Below are 16570 nucleotides of genomic sequence, written 5' to 3'. Positions count from 1 at the left end.
CAGCCAGTTCCGTCACGGGCTCAGCCGACGGCGCGTGCGCCTAGAGGCGCACGCGCCACCACCGGGTGGTCGCGGTGCAGGTTTCCGAGGGCTGAGGCGCCCTGCGGCGACCCCAGTTCCTCGAAGAACTCCACGTTGGCGCGCACGTAGTCGTCCCACTCGTCCGGGACATCGTCCGAGTAGTAGATCGCCTCGACCGGGCAGACGGGATCGCAGGCGCCGCAGTCCACGCATTCGGACGGGTGGATGTAGAGCGAGCGTTCACCCTCATAGATGCAGTCCACCGGGCATTCGTCGATGCAGGCCTTGTCCTTGACATCCACACAGGGCTGGGCGATCACGTACGTCATGGCTGGCTACACACCCGTGTAGACGGTCTTGCCCCACGTGAAGAAGTCCAGTGCGGACTTCCCCTGTTCGCGGAACGTGTTGGTGGAGGAGTCCTTGACTCCGCCGAACGGCACGTTCAGGTCCAGGCCCGCCGTCGGACGGTTGACCTTGATGACGCCGGCCTGGGCGCGGGCGGCGAAGTCCGTGGAGAACGCCAGGGAGTCGGTGCAGATCCCGGCGGTCAGGCCGTAGCGGGAGCCGTTGATCGCGGCGAGCCCGGCCTCGTAGTCCGGGACCTCGAGGACGGCCACGACGGGTCCGAAGATCTCTTCGGTCACGGCGGCATCGTCGAAGGGCAGGTCCGTGAGGATGGCGGCCGGGAAGAGGAACCCGGCGTCCGTGCCGCCGTCGTACTCGCCGTGCAGCAGCGTGGCGCCGCGTTCGACGGCGGTGCGCACCGCGGCCTGGTTCTGTTCGAACTGCTGGCTGCTCACCACGGCGCCCATCTTTGCGGCCTCGAGGCCGTCGCCGGCCGTGTACTGCGCGGCTTCCTCGGTGAGGGCCGCCAGGAATTCCTCGCGGATGCCGGGCGTGACGTAGACGCGGGACGTGGCGGTGCAGGCCTGGCCGGTGAGGCCGAACGCGCCGGCCGCCACCACCTGGGCGGCCTTGCGGGGATCGGCGTCGTCCAGGACCAGCACGCCGTTCTTGCCGCCCATTTCCAGCTGGACCCGGGCGCGGCGGGCGTTGAGGATCTCCTGCAGCCCCAGCCCGACGTTGGTGGAGCCGGTGAAGGACAACCCGGCGATGCGGGGATCGCGGGCCAGGGCGTCGCCCACCACGCGGCCCTTGCCGTGGACCACGTTGAACACGCCGGCGGGCAGCCCGGCGTCCTGCAGGGCGCGGGCCAGGTGCGTGGCGGAGAGCGGGGTGAGCTCGGCCGGCTTGATGACCACGGCGTTGCCGCTGATCAATGCAGGGGCGGACTTCCAGGCCGGGATGGCGATGGGGAAGTTCCACGGCGTGATGAGCCCGACGACGCCGAGAGCCTCGCGGCGGGTGGTGATGGTGGTGTCCGGCAGGCCGCTGGGCAGCACCTCGCCGGTGGCGGCCCAGCCGAGGGAACCGAAGAAACGCAGCACGTCGGAGGCGCGCTTGACCTCGCCCTTGGCCTCGGCGAGGGTCTTGCCCTCTTCACGGACGAGGTCCTCGGCGATGGCGGTCTGGCGCTCCAGGAGCAGGTTGCCGGCGGCCATCAGGATGGCGCCGCGGGACGGGGCGGGCAGGGCTGCCCAGGCCGGCTGCGCGGCGGCGGCGGCGGTGATGGCGGCGTCGACGTCGGCTGCGGTGCCGCTGGGGGAGAGGGCGGCGAGCTCGCCCGGGCGGGCCGGGTTCATCCGCTCGGTGTCCGCCCCGCCGAGCCATTCGCCGTTGATCAGGTGCCGGGCGGTGAGGAGGTCCCGGGCTGTTGCGGTTGAGGTGTCTGTGTCGGTGGAAGTCATGGTGTTCCTTCGTGAGAGTCGGAGCTGGGTGTGTGCTGGGTGTTCAGCGCCTGTGGCTAGAGCCCGCGGATCAGGCCGCCGTCGCAGCGCAGTGCCACGCCGGTGATGTAGGAGGCCGGGGCGCTGCAGAGGAACGCCGCGGCGGCGCCGAATTCCTCCGGTTCGCCGTAGCGGCGGGCAGGGATGGTCTTGCGGGATTCGAGCTGGATTTCCTCGGGCGTGGTGCCGCGCCGTTTGGCGGCGGCCTGGTCCAGTTCCGCAACCCGGTCCGTGGCGATGCGTCCGGGAAGGAGCATGTTGACCGTGACGGCGTCCAGCGCCACCTCGGCGGCGAGGGTCTTGAGGTAGCCGGCCAGCGCCGCGCGGCCGGTGTTGGACACAGCCAGGTTCGGCAGTGGTGCCACGACGCCGCTCGACCCGACGGCCAGGATCCGGCCCCAGCGCCGTTCCCGCATGCCCGGCAGGATGTGCGAGACCAGGGCGTGGTGCGGTTTGACGAGTTGTTCGAACGCCGCGGCGATGTCGTCGGCGCCGAGCGTGGCGGCCGCGCCGGGCTTCGGCCCGGGACCGTTGAGGACCAGGATGTCGATGGGCCCGAGTTCCGCGACTGTCTGTTCGACGGCTGCGGCCACGCCTTCGGCGGTGCTGAGGTCCGCTTCGATGGCGACGGCGCCCGGTCCGTAGGCGTCCGTCAGTTCGGCCACGATCTCCTTGGCGCGGACTTCGCGCCGGCCGGTGATGGCCACCCGGACGCCTTCGGCGGCGAGGGCCCGGGCGATGGCGAGGCCCAGGCCGCCGGTCGAGGCGGCCACAAAGGCGGTCTTTCCGCTGATTCCGAAATCCATCAGTTCCTCCCCGCCGTGGTCAGCACGGCGGCCGGGTTCTGGCCGAGGGCCTCGGCGGCCTTGGCCAGGTGCGTGCGCAGCCCGGTCCGGAGAACCTCCGGGAACGGCGCGGCCGGTGCCCGGACGCCGGCGTCGGCGATGAGTCCGCGCTGGTGCAGGCATTCCTTGCGGATGGCCAGCGCGATTTTCGCCTGCTGCTCGAAGTTGATCAGCGGCAGGTAGGGCAGCAGGGCATCGCGGGCGGCCTCGTAGCCGTCTCTCTGCCAGGCCTGCACGCAGGCGATGAGCGCTTCCGGGTAGGAGAAACCGGTCATCGCCCCCGCGGCGCCGGCCATGAGCTCGTCCAGCAGCCCCTGGCCGCCGAGGCCGCCGAAGACCGAGACGTCGAGGGCTGCGGTGAGGTGCCCGATCGCCACGGACGTGGGCGGGGCCTCGGCCTTGACCGCGGTGACGAAGCCGCAGGCCTGCACCACCGAAATGAGCGCCTCGGTGCTGATGTGGACGCCGCTGGCCAGCGGGTAGTCCTGCAGCACCACGTTGGCGCCGGTGGAGTGGTGGATGGCGTTCAGGTGCGCGATGACCACCCCGGGGGTGGCGGAGTTGGCCTGGACCATGACGGCCGACAGCCGGTCCCCGGTGGCGGCCTGGATGGAACGGATTTCATCGACGGCCGTGCCGGTGAAGAGGGAAGTCACTCCCACCACGAGGGGCAGGCGCGTTTCCTCCATGACCACTTCCAGGAGCAGGCTGCGCTCGGCCGCCGTCAGGGCCGCGGCCTCGCCGAACACGCCCAGGACCGTGAGCCCCGTGGCGCCGATCGACTCGTAGTAGCTCACGAGCCCGGCCAGGCTGTCCGTGTCGACATCCAGGGCGCTGCCCTGGAACGGTGTGGCGACGACGCCCCACACGCCGGGTGTCAGTGACTCCCGCATTGGTTTCTCCTTCTAAGCTCTTGTTGTTCTTCGAGCGGCTGAATCTTCGGGCCGTGGAACGGCTAGCGTCCCGGCCAGTGCGGCGGGCGCTTCTCCTGGAAGGCGCGGACGCCCTCGGCGGAGTCTTCGCTGTCCAGCGCCGCCATGAGGGCGGGGAGCCGGAGGCCGCGGGCCTCGGCGGCGGTCAGGTGCGCGGTCTGCGTGACCATCTGCTTGACCGCCCGGACCGAGGTGGGGGCGCAGGCGAGGATCTGGTCCAGCCAGCGCTGTACCGCGGCGTCGAGCTGGTCCGCGGGGACCACCTCATTGACCAGGCCCATGGACTGCATCTCGGTGGCCTCGGCCTTCCGCCCGGTCAGGAGCATGCCCATTGCCTGGGTGTAGGGGATCCGGCGCACCAGCTGGTGGATGCCGCCGTCGAGCGCCAGGCGCCCGACGCGCGGTTCCGTCAGCCCGAAGCGGGCCGTGTCCGCGGCGATTACGATGTCCGCGCCGAGCACGATCTCCATGCCGCCGCCGAGCGCATAACCGTTGACCCGGGCGATCACCGGGATGTCCAGCGTGGTGCGCAGGCTGAGCCCGCCGAACCCGTTCGGGTCCAGACCGGCCCAGTATTCGAGCCCGGTCTTGTCCACGGCGGAGGCGGACATGTCCGCCCCGACGCAGAAGGCCCGGGTCCCGGCGCCGGTGATGACCACGGCGCGGACGTCCGGATCGGCTTCGAGCTGGTCCCAGATCTCGTTGAGCCGGGCCTGCGCGCCGCCGTCGACGGCGTTGAGCACGTGCTGGCGGTCGATGACCACGGTAGCGACGTGGTTCTCGATGGTCAGGGTGACCTGGTCAACGGCGGTGGGAACCGAGGCGGTCGTCCCGGCCTCTGAAACGGCGGTCACCGAAGGACCCCCAGCTGCTGCAGGCGCTCGATGGTCTCGGCGTCGAACCCGTTCTCCAACAGCACCTCGACGTTGTGTTCGCCGAGGCGCGGGGCCACCCGGCGGATGGTGGGCGGGGTGGCGGAGAGCCGGATGGGTGCGTTGAGCATCTTCACGGTGCCGACGCCGGGGTGTTCCGCCTCGACGATCATGTTGTTGGCGTGTGTCTGCGCATCGGCCAGGGTCTGTTCCAGGGTGTGGACCGGGGCGTTGAGCAGCCCCTGGTCTTCGAGCCGGGTGGTCCAGTATTCGGTGGTGTTGGTGGCCATGCGCTCGCGGAAGATCGCCTGCAGTGCCGGCTTGTGCTTGAACTGCTGTTCGAGGTTGGCGAACTCGGGCCGCAGCGTGAGGTCCTCGTCCAGGCCCAGGGCCTCGGAAATGCGCAGCAGCGGGTCCGGGGTGAAGCCGCCCACCATGCAGACGGCGCCGTCGGTGGTTTCAAAGACGCCGCTGAGCGGCATGGCGCCCCAGTTGACCTCGTAGCCGCGGTTGAGCTGCATGCAGGCCTCCTGCATCTGCAGGTGCAGCATGGAGTCGTACATGGTCACCTCCACCTTCTGCCCGACGCCGGCGGACTCGCGGGTGCGCAGTGCCAGCAGGATGCCCTGCATGAGGTGCATGCCCGTGATGTAGTCGCACAGCGTGGTGGGGTAGATGGCCGGCTTCATGTCATCCGACTCGCGCCGCCACATGACGCCGGAGTAGGCCTGGGCGATCGCGTCCTGGCCGCCCTTGTGCGAGTAGGGGCCCTCGGGGCCGAAGCCGGTGCCGGAGGCCCAGATGATGCCCGGGTTCTGCTCCTTGAGGTCCTCGTAGCCGAAGCCCATCCGCTCCATCACGCCGGAGCGGAAGTTGCTGACCACGACGTCCGCGTCGGCGAGCAGCCGGCGGAGGACGGCTTTGCCCTCATCGGTGCGGGTGTCCACGGAGATGCTGCGCTTGTTCCGGTTGATGGACAGGAAGATCGGGTTGTCCTGGCCGTCCTTGTCCGGGAACGAGTTGCGGGAGATGTCTCCGGCGCCGGGGCGTTCCACCTTGATGATGTCCGCGCCGTAGTCGCCCAGCAGCTGGGTGCAGGACGGGCCCATGAACACCTGGGTGAAGTCCACGATCTTGATTCCGTCCAGCGGGAGCGGGGTGCCGGCCTCAGCGGCGGCGGTTGCCGCCGTCGTGCCTGACAGCAGGTCGTCGATGACGGTGCTCATGCCCCCACCACCGCGTCCACGTCAAGGGTGGCGTTCGACGACGGGACGTCGCCCGGGTCCGCGCCGTGCCGGCGCATGCCCTGCTGGATGTCCAGGGCGGAGACGTCGCGGACGAGGGTGCCGTTCTGGATCGCCAGCGCGGCGGCGACGCCGACTGCCTGGCCCATGGCCATGCAGGGCGGGATCTCGCGGGACATCTTCTGGGCCTCGGGGGTGGCGGAGTAGTGCCGGCCGGCGACGAGCAGCTGGTCCACTTCCTTGGGCAGCAGCGAGCGGAAGGGGTAGTAGTAGTCGCGGCCGCGGGCCACGGTGTCGGCGAAGTGGCGGCGGGAGGTGACATCTTCCTTGGTCATGACGTACTCGCCTTCGAGCAGGCGGGTCTGGCGCACGCCCATCTGGGACGCGACGTCGAGCATGTAGCAGTTCTCGAAGCCGGGCAGGTTGGCGCGGACGTAGTCCACGGCCTCGGTGATGCGGTCCCGCGCGGCGAACTCGGCGGCCGTCATGTCCGCCGGGTCGACGCCGTCGAACCCGGTCATGTGGGGTGCGTTGCACCAGACGACGCCGTCGATGGGGGTCTTGAGCCACCACAGTTCCCAGGCGCCGCCGAGGAGGCGCTTGATCTTGCGGTTGATGGCGCGGGCTTCCTTCGGGTTGGCCTGTTCGAAGGCCTCCGCGGCGTTGGTGTCGACGTTGCCCAGGCGGAAGACGAGCGTGGTGAGGTAGCTGTCCTTGACGTAGCTGGCGCCGGCCCGGGAGGCGACGTCGATGTCGCCGGTGGTGTCGATGACGATGTCGGCCATGAAGGCCTGCGGGCCGGACTTGGTCTCGCAGATCACGCCCTTCATGACGCCGTTGTCCACGATGGGGCGGGAGAACCAGGAGTGCAGGCGCAGGTTGACGCCGGCCTCGCGGACGAGGTCGTTGGAGACACGCTTCCAGCCGTCCGGGTCGAAGGCTGCGGCGTAGCAAACCGGCTTGGGGGTGGTGTGGGAGTGGAAGTCGAAGGTGCCGTAGCGGCCCCACTTGTTCCACAGTTCCTCGGAGGTCTTGCGGTCATCGGCCGGCGGGACGATCGCCAGGCCCAGTTTCTGCAGCCGCTCGACGTACTCGGAGACGATGCCGGTGACCGTGATTTCCTGGCCGTTGATCATGTCATCGAGCACCAGGACCATGCCGCCGGAGGCGAGGCCGCCCAGGGAGGAGTAGCGTTCCAGCAGCGTGACAGAGGCGCCCGAGCGGGCCGCGGTGACGGCTGCGGCCACACCTGCGGGGCCACCGCCGACGACGAGGACGTCGGAGCGGGAGATGACGGGGGCGGTGAGGTCCGCCGTGGTGGTGCTGAGTTCCAGCGACGACATGGCTGTGGACGGGTTCATGGGGGATCCTTACTGTTTCGGCCGAAGTGCCGTTAGAGGCGTGCCGTGGGAACGGTTGCCGTTGGAACGGTGCCGGTGACGTAGAAGACGGTGACGTAGAAGACGGTGCCCGGCAGTAACGCGGCAACGCTGACCGCGAAATCGACCCGGCAGAGGGTATGACGCATCGCGGCCCGTTGCGGGGCCGTGGTGCGGGCTGTTGGAGGGGTTCCGGCGGACACCGCGGTATAGAAGAGGCGTCCGGACCGGAGAAAGGTGACGGCGGCTAGGGCCGGCGGATCACCACGCGTGAGGTGCGTTAACCCAGATTGCTACGCAGACCTCTTCGTAGCTGTTCTTGTACCAGTGGGGCGTATCCGAGGAGAAGGTGATCGAATCGCCTTCTTCCAGGGTGTACTTCTCGCCGTCCAGGAAGATGTCCTTCCGGCCGGAGAGCACGATGCCGAATTCCTCGCCGCTGTGCCGGAAAGGAGTGGCGCTGGTGTCGTGGCCTGGCGGACTCACGATCCATTGGGCCTCCAGCGCACCGTTGAGGTCCGGGGTGAGCAGTTCATAGACTGCTTCACCCACGGACTTCTTGGTGACGCCCTTGAGGTTCCGCCGCTCGGCCTTGCGGACCACGGGGGACCTGGTTTCCTCCTGTCCGAGGAAGAACTTCCCCACCGGAATGTCCAGGCCGTGTGCCAGCTGCGCCAAGGTGGTGAAAGAGGGATTGGCCAGGCCGCGTTCGATCTGGCTGACGATCGCCGGGCTGAGGCCAGTGACTTCCGAGAGCTTCGCAAGGGTCATTCCTTTGTCCTTGCGCATGTTGCGGACCTTGTTGCCGACGGTGGCAAGAAGGACGCTTGTGCCGGCGGGGGAATGTCCCGTGACGATTTCGTTGGTCATGCTCCGACTCTCTCTTGGTGAGCTAACACACATAACTATAGTGAAAACTTTTAGCGAATCAAGGTTTTGCTGAATATTTTTGCGGTTCCGGGCCGAATCTGCGCCTGACGTGGGGCTTTGTAATCCGGCCCGGGCTCGGCCTGCTGCGGGCGGACGGGACTTCTCCGAAAACCATTGACTCTGTGAAGATCTTCAATATAGTTGTGTGAGCCGCAACACTTTTGGGAAGAACGCTTCAAACAGGTTAGGGCGCACAGCCTTCTGGCGGAAGGTGCATCCGACCCGCGAACACGTTCCTTTCCTTAAGCAAAGCTGCCGTGACATCTGCCAAGCCATCCGCAGAGCACGATGTTGGCCGGTCACCAGGGACCAGTTCCTTGTTGCCGAGCTGGATGGCCCGTTTGCATTCAAGCGCTACGAAGAGGCATGCGTAGCTATCTGGGCTAACTCGCCTCCCATGTGGTGAGCCGGTCCCGCCCCGCGGACCAAGCCAAACGATAGTTTCGATTGCCGGCGACCCCAACAGGGGTGCCCGCCGGCAATCCGTACCCTCACGCACCCCGAAAGTGCGGGGGAAGGAAAAAGGAATCATGACTGACACTGTCGTCAAGACTGACCTGGAGACCGGCCGCAAGTCCCGGCTATCTCCGGAAGTCCGCCGGGGACTGCTCGGCCTTGGACTTGGAAACACCCTGGAATGGTACGACTGGATGGTCTTCGGCCTGCTGTCGGCCTTCATCGGACCCAAGTTCTTCCCGTCGCAGGACCCCGTTGCCGCGACGCTGAGCGCGCTGGCAGTCTTTGCTGTCGGCTTCGCGTTCCGTCCGCTGGGCGGCATCCTGCTCGGCACCTTCGCCGACAGGATCGGACGACGGCGGGTAATGCTCTGGTCCATCATGATGATGGCGATCACCACCCTGATCATTGCCGTGTCGCCGACCTATGACCAGATTGGCCCCGCGGCCGGCGTCATCCTGCTGGTCTGCCGCATCGTTCAGGGCATCTCCACCGGTGTCGAAGCTCCGCTGTCCACCGCCCACGCCGTCGAACTCGTCCCCGAGGGACGCGAGGGCTTTGTCGCCGGCATCATCTCCTTCTACGTCAACGCAGGCATCCTGCTCGCCTCGCTGGTCAGCTACCTCTCGTCCCTGATGCTCGGTGGGGCCGTCATGGCCGACTGGGGATGGCGTGTGCCGTTCATCGTCGGCGCAGCCTTCGGCTTCGTCGTTGTCTACCTTCGCCGGACGCTTCCGGAAACCATGAAACCGGAAGAACTGGCGAACAACTCCGCCAAGACCGTCTGGGGTGGAGTGCGCAAGCACTGGCTCAGCGTCCTGGCCATCACCTTCGTCGTCGGCGCGGCGCAGGCCTACAACTACGCCTGGAACACCGGCCTTCCCACGGCGGCCCGCACCGGCTTCAAGGAGGACGCAACCGCCGTCTTCGCGCTCACCACCATCCTCGGCGTCGTGCTGGTTGTCGGCAGCCTCATCATCAGCAAGGTCGCTGACGGCAAGTCCATGTCCAAGTGGTTCCTGATCACCCGTGCGCTGGCCATTCCGTCCGTGTTCCTGATGCTGATGTACGTCAAGCCCGGCATCGCCGGCTTCGCGGCCGTCCTCCTCGGCGGCTCGGTTGTGCTGGTCCTGAACATGACCCTGTACAACGTGGTCACCAGCTCCCTGATGCCGAAGGGTTGCCGCGGCGCCGGCACCGCGCTCGGCTACGGCCTGGGCGTCGCCCTCTTCGGTGGTACGGCCTCCTACCTCCTGGTCTGGCTCCAGTCCATGAACGCCTCCTGGATCTTCCCCGTTTACGTCGCCGTCCTGTCGGCGCTCAGCATCGTCTTCTACCTGCTCGCCCGGAAGAAGAACGGCATCTTCATCGGCCGGTAGAGCACACAGCCGGCTACGACCACGGCCGGTTACGAACACGTCCGGTTACGAAGACAGCCAGGCCAGAACACAGGCACGCAGGAACAGCGGTAAGAAGGAACGGAAAGTGGGAACCCTCATGGACGCCAGTCGCCCGGACACAAACGGTTTGCAGGCAAACGTGATCTCCTTTGATCTCGACGCCTCCGACGTGGAGCTTTACGAGGCAGCGCGCGCCCTGTTGCTCACCGCCCACCACAGCGAGAACCACCGGGTGGCGGCCGCCATGCGCGGTGAGTCGGGGGCCATCTATCTCGGACTGCACATTGGCGCCAAGCGCATCAATGTGTGCGCCGAATCCAGCGCCCTCGCCAATGCCCGCATGGCCCAGGAGCCAGCAATCCACTCTGTGGTAGCCGTCAGCATGGACGGGCAGGGACACCCCCAGGTCACCAACCCGTGCGGCCTCTGCCGGGAGCTGCTGCGTTCTTACGGAACCGAGACGTCGGTACTGGTCGATGCCGGGGGCGAGGTGGGCAAGGTCCGGATCAAGGAACTGCTGCCCTTTCCCTGGATGCGTGCCACCGAAACGGAGTGGGACACTGTTCCGCCCCGCGTTCAGGAACACGCAAGCTAACGAGCCGCCGCGGCACCCGCATCATCACCGGCGGCAACGGCAGCGGCAGGGCATCACGGAAGGCCGGGACTCACAAAGTCCCGGCCTTCCGCCGTGCCGGGAGGTTCCGCCGTCGGGCGGCCCCAGACGCCACACAGAAAGCTGGTGCAGCCGCCGCGTTTCCGCTAAACCGCTGCACCAGCAGGTAGTACGAATTTTCTGAATACTATGAAACGTTACTCATTCGCGGCTCCCTATGTCCCGGGGGTTGATGACCGGGTCTTTACGTCTTCTTCCAGGTGCCTTGTCATCAGCCAGCCTGCGCCGGCCATTACTACGCCCATCACCATGAAGGCCCAATTGTCCATGGTGTTCAGCGACAGGAAGTTGGCCGCCGAATCCACGCCGACGATGAAACCGTAAATGCTAAGGACGATGTACAGCAGACCGGAGCCCATGAGGAAATTCCGGGCGCCCATGGCAGTCCGGGACATGGTCAGGCCGGTGGCGCCGATCGCGAGCTGAACGATGTTCAGCAACATCGACACCTGGAACAGGCCCAGGAACAGGGCCTTGGAATCGGGCCCGAAGAACCTCAGTTCGCTGTAATTCGTAGTGATGCCGGGGATGAACCCCAAGATGCCCACGACGATCAGGACGATACCTGCACCCATGCCGACGTTCTGTACATCTGTCCGACCAAAATGAACGCCGTGCGCATGAGGAGATGCGGTAGTCATTATCTGCCTCCAACCACTGATTGCGGACATTTACAATTTTACGACCGGGGTGCGCAAAAAGCGCCGGGGGCCCCCGACGGCAAATCCGGCGGATCCGGCCAATGTGCCTGTCGGAAACCGGCCGGGTGCCGGGCCCGTGGCACCATGGATCTCGATGAAACTGCGCGCTGATCAGACCGGACAACGTGGCCTTCCCATGCCCCTGTGGCTGCAGGGTGCCCTCGAGTCCGCCCAGGCCGCCGTGATTTCCGCCCTCGTGGTGGTGGCCCCGATTGTCATTGTCTGGGCCACTGCCGGATTCCAGCATGACGGATTCGATGTCCTGGCACGCCTGGCCGGCCAGGCCTGGCTGCTGATCCACGGCGTGCCCCTGCTGCTGGACACCGCCGGTGCCGGGTCCGCCGCGCAGCCGGAATCCGGGACGCTCTCGCTCATCCCGCTGGGCCTGGCCCTCATCCCGTTCCTGCTCGCCTGGCGCGCCGGTCGGCGCCTTGCCCGCGCCTCATATACGGACCAGCTCTGGCAGGCGCTGCTCGGCTCCTGGCTGGCGTATGCCGGATTCGGGATTGCAACGGGCTTCGTCTGCCGCACGGCCGACGTCGGCATCAGCCTGTGGGCCGCCGCGTTCATTCCCCTCGTCCCGTTCGGGCTCGGCATGGTGGTGGGCGCGCGCCGCGAGGCCGGGTCGTGGAGCCGGCTGATCGGCGTCGACGCGGTGGCCTGGCTGTCCCGTACCAGCCAGCACTCGCGTTGGGCCGGGTCCTACCTGGGTTCGGCCATCAAGGCAGGCTCGGTGGCGCTGATGGCGAGCCTGGCGATGTCCGCCGCGCTGCTGGCCATCGACCTCTTCATCCACTGGAACCTTGTGGTCGCCGTTTATGAAGGGCTCGACGCGGGCGCCATGGGCGGCGGTGTCCTCACCATCGTGCAGCTCGGCTTCCTGCCCAACCTCGTCGTCTTTGCCCTGGCCTGGATCTCCGGCGCGGGGTTCGCCCTGGGCGTCGGGTCGCTGGCCGGACCGCTCGGGACCGCCGTCGGGCCGCTGCCGTCCGTTCCGGTGTTCGCCGCGCTGCCGGCCGGTTCCCTCGACTTCGGCTTCGTGGCCCTGGTGGTGCCGGCGCTGGCCGGGGCGCTGGCCGGCTGGTGGTTCCTGCGCGAAGGCGAAAACCACTTCGACGAATGGCTGTCCATCAAGATCCGGGCCCGCTGGTTTACCGCCGCCGCCTCCACCCTGGTGCTGGGCGCGGTGATCGGCTCCGTCGCCGGGCTGCTCGCGGCGGGGCTCGCCTGGCTGGCCCGCGGTTCGGCCGGCATCGGTCGGCTGACGGAGATCGGGCCCGACCCGCTGCGCACGGCGCTGTTCGTGGCCGCGGAGGTCGGGATCGGCGTCGTGATCGGCTACGCGGCCGGACCGTGGCTGGAACGCCAGCAGAAGCTGCGCGAGGCAGACCTGGAGACGGTCAGCAGCCGCTAGGGCAGCGGCGTCGGTGCAGCTGTTAGCGCAGCTGCGTGGGCAGCTGGCCCGGCAGGGACTTCTCCAGCTGCGTCCTGCATTCCGAGGTTGCCTGCTGCGTCAGGGCGTAGCGGACGCACTGCTGGTAATCGCGGATCTGGTTGAAGAACAGCGTCGAGGCCAGGACCACCAGCAGCATCACCGCCGAAACCACCAGCCCGGATATCGCGCCGTACAGAACCAGCCGTGATTCCTTGTATTTCACCGCCCGGACCAGGACCACGATGCCCAGCACAATCCCCGCCACCGTGAGCAGCGCCGTCAGCCACACATAACCCACGTCGAGCTGGAAGACGAAGAACGAGCCCAGGACCGCGATGACGAACAGCCGGAACAGGGTGTGCGTCAGCCGTGCGGAATCTTGTGCTGCCTGGCCGGCCGGTTGCCGGTCCGACTGGCCGCTGCCGGATTCCGTGGGGGGATTCATGTTTTCCAGCCTACGCGAGCGGCCCCATAAGCTAGGACCATGCGCATAGTTGTCCTCGTTTCCGGCACCGGCTCCAACCTCCAGGCAGTAATCGATGCCGTGAAGTCCGGCGATCTCGACGTCGAGATCGCCGCCGTCGGCGCCGACCGGCCGGGGACGTTCGGGGTGGAACGCTCCGCCGCCGCCGGGATTCCCACGTTTGTGGTGGACTTCAAGGCCTACCCGGACAGGGCGGCCTGGAACGCGGCCCTGACCGAAGCCGTGGCCGGCTTCGCCCCGGATGTGGTGGTGTCCTCGGGCTTCATGCGGATTGTCAGCGCCGACTTCATCGACGCGTTTGGCGGCAAATACCTCAACACCCACCCGGCGCTGCTGCCGTCCTTCCCCGGCGCCCACGGTGTCCGCGACGCGCTGGCCTACGGCGTGAAGGTCACCGGCTGCACGGTGCACTGGGCCGACGCCGGGGTGGACACGGGCCCCATCATCGCGCAGGAAGCCGTGGCGGTCGGGGACGGCGAGAGCGAGGAATCCCTGCACGAGCGCATCAAGGTGGTGGAACGCCGGCTCCTGGTCTCCACTCTGGCTTCCCTCGCCGCGGCCCACACCCCCGCCTGATTTCCGCGCTGCCTGATTTCCCCGATGCGCTATCACTTGGGGTGGCTATCAGCGCCCAGAACAGCCTGGAGTGATAGAGCATCGAGTGGTGGGCGCGTAGCGGCCTTCGCGGCCAAACCAAGTGGTCGGACCCGCAAAAGTGAGTACTCGGTCCGAAAGTCAGGTACTGCAGGGCCAAAGACAGGTATTTCCGAGCCGATGCAAGTAGTGAAATGGGCAATAGTCTGACGCAGTCTCATTCATTCGTCGCATCTCCGGGGGTTCTTCATGTCTCGATTCAGCCTTGCCAAAACAAGTCCAAAAGTCCTGTGTCTCACTGCGGCGCTCGTTCTCGGAACGGGCGCCGTTTCTGCTGCCATCGCCGCCACTCCAACGTCGGGAACAGGCGAAATCAAGGGGTGCTTCAACAACAACAACGGCGGTGAGCTTCGGGTACTCCCCGCGGGCGCCTCGTGCGATTCCAAGAAGGAAACCGCAATCTCCTGGAACGCCCAAGGCATCCAGGGCATGCAGGGCATCGCCGGTGCCCAGGGGATCCAGGGACTGCCCGGGTTGAAGGGCGACACCGGCGCCACGGGCGGGACCGGTGCCACGGGGGCCACCGGTGAAACGGGCGCCACAGGCGAGACCGGTGCTACGGGCGAGACGGGTGCAACGGGCGCCACTGGTGAAACGGGTGCCCAGGGCGAGAAGGGTGACACCGGCGACACGGGCGATACCGGTGCCACAGGTGAGACGGGTGCCGTAGGTGCCACAGGCGAGACGGGTGCCCAAGGCGTCCAGGGTGAGAAGGGTGATACCGGTGACAAGGGGGACACCGGTGCCACGGGCGCTGCCGGGGCTCCCGGACTTCAGGGCGAGACGGGTGCCACCGGTGCAACCGGTGCTGCCGGACCCATGGGTGCCATCGGACCGGTCGGCCCTGCAGGGGCGAAGGGCGAGAGGGGCGCAACCGGCGCGACCGGTGCCGCAGCGTCCACCAGTGTGAGCGTCGCGTCGGCCAGCGACTCAAAGCTCACCGTCGTCGCCAGCTGCCCGGCCGGCAACGTCGCCACCGGCGGCGGGTTCGCGATCAACAGCGGCAACGGCAACCAGGTCGTGGCCAGCCAGCCGGTCGTGGGCGCATCGGGTCAGCCCACGGGCTGGTCTGTCACCCAGCTCAAGGCAAACGCGCTCTCGGTGTCCGTGACCTGCATCCAGTAGCCGGGGGATCGGACCACAGACGACGGCGCCCCTCACCTGTCGCAGGTGAGGGGCGCCGTCGTAATTTCCCCGATGCGCTATCACTTGGGGTGGCTATCAGCGCTCAGAACAGCCTGAAGTGATAGCGCATCGAGTGGTGGGCGCGTTACTCGAGCCGGCGCTGCTTCGTCTCGGGGGCGAAGAACGCCATCCACAGCACGGAGAGCAGCACGAGGCCGCCGGCCAGGGCGAACGACGTCGCGAGCCCCAGTTCCGGCCACAGGAAGGCCGCGAAGATCAGCGGACCGAACCCGGCGCCGAGCCGGGAGAACGTCGAGGCCCAGCCGAAGCCGGAGCCGCGCAGTTCCGTGGGGTAGAGCTCGGAGACGTAGGTGTAGAGCACCGGGATGGCCACCTGCACCACGAAGCCGAACACCAGGAGCCAGAACACGGCGGCGGTGGGAATGTCCACCACGATCGCCACGATCACCAGCGTCAGCGCGGACAGCGGTCCGGTGATCGCCAGGATCCACTTGCGGCCCACCCGCTCCACCAGCAGGGCGGCCACCACCACGCCCAGGAGTCCGACGGCGGCCATCGACGCCGTGGTCAGGAAGGCCTTGTACTCCTCGAAGCCGGCGCCGATCAGGATCCGCGGCATCCACGTCAGCGACAGGTAGTAGACGAGCAGGATGCTGAAGAACAGGGCCCATGCCGCCGTCGTGATCTTCCAGTTGAACTGCCAGAGGGCGCGCAACTGCGTCCACGCACTCCCCGCCGAGAGGCGTGGTGCATCCTGCGGTGCGGGCAGGCTGTAGACGCGGGCCTCGGCGCCGGTGGCCTGGACCAGGGCGTCGATCACCTTGGCGGCCTCGTCGCGGCGGCCCTTGCGGATCAGGAACAGCGGGGATTCCGGCACGCTGCGGCGGATCCAAAACACCAGCAGCGCCGGGAGCACCATGACCAGCATGGTCAGCCGCCAGTCCGCGAAGGCCGCGACCAGCCCGGCGGAGACGAAACCGCAGAGGGCAGCGCCGATCGGCCACCAGCCGTCCATCGCGGTGAGCACCCGGCCGCGCTGTTTGCGCGGGGTGAACTCGCCCACCAGCGCGTAGTCCACCGGGATGCAGCCGCCCAGGCCGAACCCGGCCAGGAACCGGAACACGACGAACCACATGAAGTCGGGGGAGAAGGCGCCGAGCACGGTGAAGATGGAGAAAATCAGCAGGGTCGCGGTGAAGGCCTTCTTGCGGCCGATGGTGTCCGCGATGGTGCCCCAGACAAAGGCGCCCAGGGCCATGCCAATGAGGTTCGCCGTGCCGATCCAGGCGGCATCGCCCGGGCTCAGCGACCAGTGCTTGGACAGCAACGGAATGAGGATGCCGTTGAGGGTGACGTCCCAGGCATCGAACATGAAGCCCAGTCCGCCGATCAGGAAGAGCCGGCCTTGGACCTTCCACCGCCACGGCAGTTCCTGGACCACCTGTTCGCCGCTGGGCACAGTGGTGTACGTGTTCATCTTGGCCTCCTGTGAAAACTCTACGTGGCCGGGCCGCGGCCTGCGCGTGCTTCACACTCCGGCGCGCGGGA

17 protein-coding genes are annotated in these 16570 nt (G+C 67.4%); 5 read left to right on the top strand and 12 right to left on the bottom strand.

The genetic code is table 11. The annotated features are described in order from the left end of the window. Positions 1–20 precede the first annotated feature (20 nt). The 9 genes from fdxA to AC1DNG_RS11185 form a co-directional block, all read right to left on the bottom strand. The gene (gene fdxA, locus AC1DNG_RS11225; RefSeq protein ID WP_476872663.1) at positions 21–350 is read right to left on the bottom strand and encodes a ferredoxin; all 330 of its coding nucleotides are present in this window, start codon (positions 348–350) and stop codon (positions 21–23) included. A gap of 6 nt (positions 351–356) precedes the next feature. Next, positions 357–1832, bottom strand: a complete 1476-nt coding sequence (locus AC1DNG_RS11220; RefSeq protein WP_476887345.1) for an aldehyde dehydrogenase family protein — start codon at positions 1830–1832, stop codon at positions 357–359. A 56-nt stretch (positions 1833–1888) separates the two neighbouring features. Next, positions 1889–2677: an SDR family oxidoreductase gene (locus tag AC1DNG_RS11215; protein ID WP_223915886.1), complete on the bottom strand. Its 789-nt coding sequence runs from the start codon at positions 2675–2677 to the stop codon at positions 1889–1891. Then, a complete protein-coding gene (locus tag AC1DNG_RS11210; RefSeq protein WP_476887344.1) occupies positions 2677–3609 on the bottom strand; it encodes a dihydrodipicolinate synthase family protein in 933 nt (310 codons plus the stop codon). The genes AC1DNG_RS11215 and AC1DNG_RS11210 overlap by 1 nt, the downstream gene beginning before the upstream one ends. Positions 3610–3671: 62 nt before the next feature. Beyond that, positions 3672–4502 (bottom strand): enoyl-CoA hydratase-related protein, encoded by an 831-nt coding sequence (locus AC1DNG_RS11205; RefSeq protein WP_476872666.1) that lies wholly within the window; start codon positions 4500–4502, stop codon positions 3672–3674. Further along, positions 4499–5746 carry a CaiB/BaiF CoA transferase family protein gene (locus AC1DNG_RS11200; protein WP_476859190.1) on the bottom strand — a complete coding sequence of 416 codons (1248 nt, stop codon included), beginning with the start codon at positions 5744–5746 and terminating at the stop codon, positions 4499–4501. The genes AC1DNG_RS11205 and AC1DNG_RS11200 overlap by 4 nt, the downstream gene beginning before the upstream one ends. Next, positions 5743–7125, bottom strand: a complete 1383-nt coding sequence (locus tag AC1DNG_RS11195) for an FAD-dependent oxidoreductase (protein ID WP_028277300.1) — start codon at positions 7123–7125, stop codon at positions 5743–5745. The genes AC1DNG_RS11200 and AC1DNG_RS11195 overlap by 4 nt, the downstream gene beginning before the upstream one ends. Positions 7126–7157: 32 nt before the next feature. Next, on the bottom strand, positions 7158–7346 hold the full coding sequence (locus AC1DNG_RS11190; RefSeq protein ID WP_476887343.1) for a hypothetical protein: 189 nt from the start codon (positions 7344–7346) through the stop codon (positions 7158–7160). Between the two features lie 58 nt (positions 7347–7404). Next, positions 7405–8013: a helix-turn-helix domain-containing protein gene (locus AC1DNG_RS11185; protein WP_028277301.1), complete on the bottom strand. Its 609-nt coding sequence runs from the start codon at positions 8011–8013 to the stop codon at positions 7405–7407. Between the two features lie 590 nt (positions 8014–8603). Between AC1DNG_RS11185 and AC1DNG_RS11180 the strand changes: the two genes are divergently transcribed. Further along, positions 8604–9908 carry an MFS transporter gene (locus AC1DNG_RS11180; RefSeq protein WP_459384138.1) on the top strand — a complete coding sequence of 435 codons (1305 nt, stop codon included), beginning with the start codon at positions 8604–8606 and terminating at the stop codon, positions 9906–9908. 106 nt (positions 9909–10014) lie between these two features. Continuing rightward, positions 10015–10524, top strand: a complete 510-nt coding sequence (locus AC1DNG_RS11175) for a cytidine/deoxycytidylate deaminase family protein (RefSeq protein WP_243180269.1) — start codon at positions 10015–10017, stop codon at positions 10522–10524. Between the two features lie 233 nt (positions 10525–10757). On the opposite strand, the gene AC1DNG_RS11170 is transcribed toward AC1DNG_RS11175, so the two are convergent. Next, the gene (locus AC1DNG_RS11170; protein ID WP_253906807.1) at positions 10758–11177 is read right to left on the bottom strand and encodes a DUF4383 domain-containing protein; all 420 of its coding nucleotides are present in this window, start codon (positions 11175–11177) and stop codon (positions 10758–10760) included. 220 nt (positions 11178–11397) lie between these two features. On the opposite strand from AC1DNG_RS11170, the gene AC1DNG_RS11165 reads away from it, so the two are divergent. Next, positions 11398–12717 (top strand): cell division protein PerM, encoded by a 1320-nt coding sequence (locus tag AC1DNG_RS11165; RefSeq protein WP_476887342.1) that lies wholly within the window; start codon positions 11398–11400, stop codon positions 12715–12717. Positions 12718–12739: 22 nt separating this feature from the next. On the opposite strand, the gene AC1DNG_RS11160 is transcribed toward AC1DNG_RS11165, so the two are convergent. Beyond that, positions 12740–13183, bottom strand: a complete 444-nt coding sequence (locus AC1DNG_RS11160; protein WP_476849143.1) for a hypothetical protein — start codon at positions 13181–13183, stop codon at positions 12740–12742. Positions 13184–13222: 39 nt separating this feature from the next. Between AC1DNG_RS11160 and purN the strand changes: the two genes are divergently transcribed. Together purN and AC1DNG_RS11150 are read left to right on the top strand one after the other, a co-directional pair. After that, positions 13223–13798 carry a phosphoribosylglycinamide formyltransferase gene (gene purN, locus AC1DNG_RS11155; RefSeq protein WP_476856619.1) on the top strand — a complete coding sequence of 192 codons (576 nt, stop codon included), beginning with the start codon at positions 13223–13225 and terminating at the stop codon, positions 13796–13798. A 267-nt stretch (positions 13799–14065) separates the two neighbouring features. Continuing rightward, positions 14066–15001 carry a hypothetical protein gene (locus tag AC1DNG_RS11150; RefSeq protein ID WP_476887341.1) on the top strand — a complete coding sequence of 312 codons (936 nt, stop codon included), beginning with the start codon at positions 14066–14068 and terminating at the stop codon, positions 14999–15001. Between the two features lie 145 nt (positions 15002–15146). Here the strand turns inward: AC1DNG_RS11150 and AC1DNG_RS11145 are convergent, their stop codons facing one another. Beyond that, positions 15147–16499, bottom strand: coding sequence for an MFS transporter (locus tag AC1DNG_RS11145; RefSeq protein ID WP_476887340.1), 1353 nt, complete (start codon positions 16497–16499; stop codon positions 15147–15149). Positions 16500–16570: the final 71 nt, after the last annotated feature.

The sequence above is a fragment of the Arthrobacter sp. 01T425 genome (genome assembly GCF_056398725.1).
The sequence above is the reverse complement of the archived record's forward strand: the minus strand, read 5'-3'. Positions and strand labels throughout refer to the sequence as shown.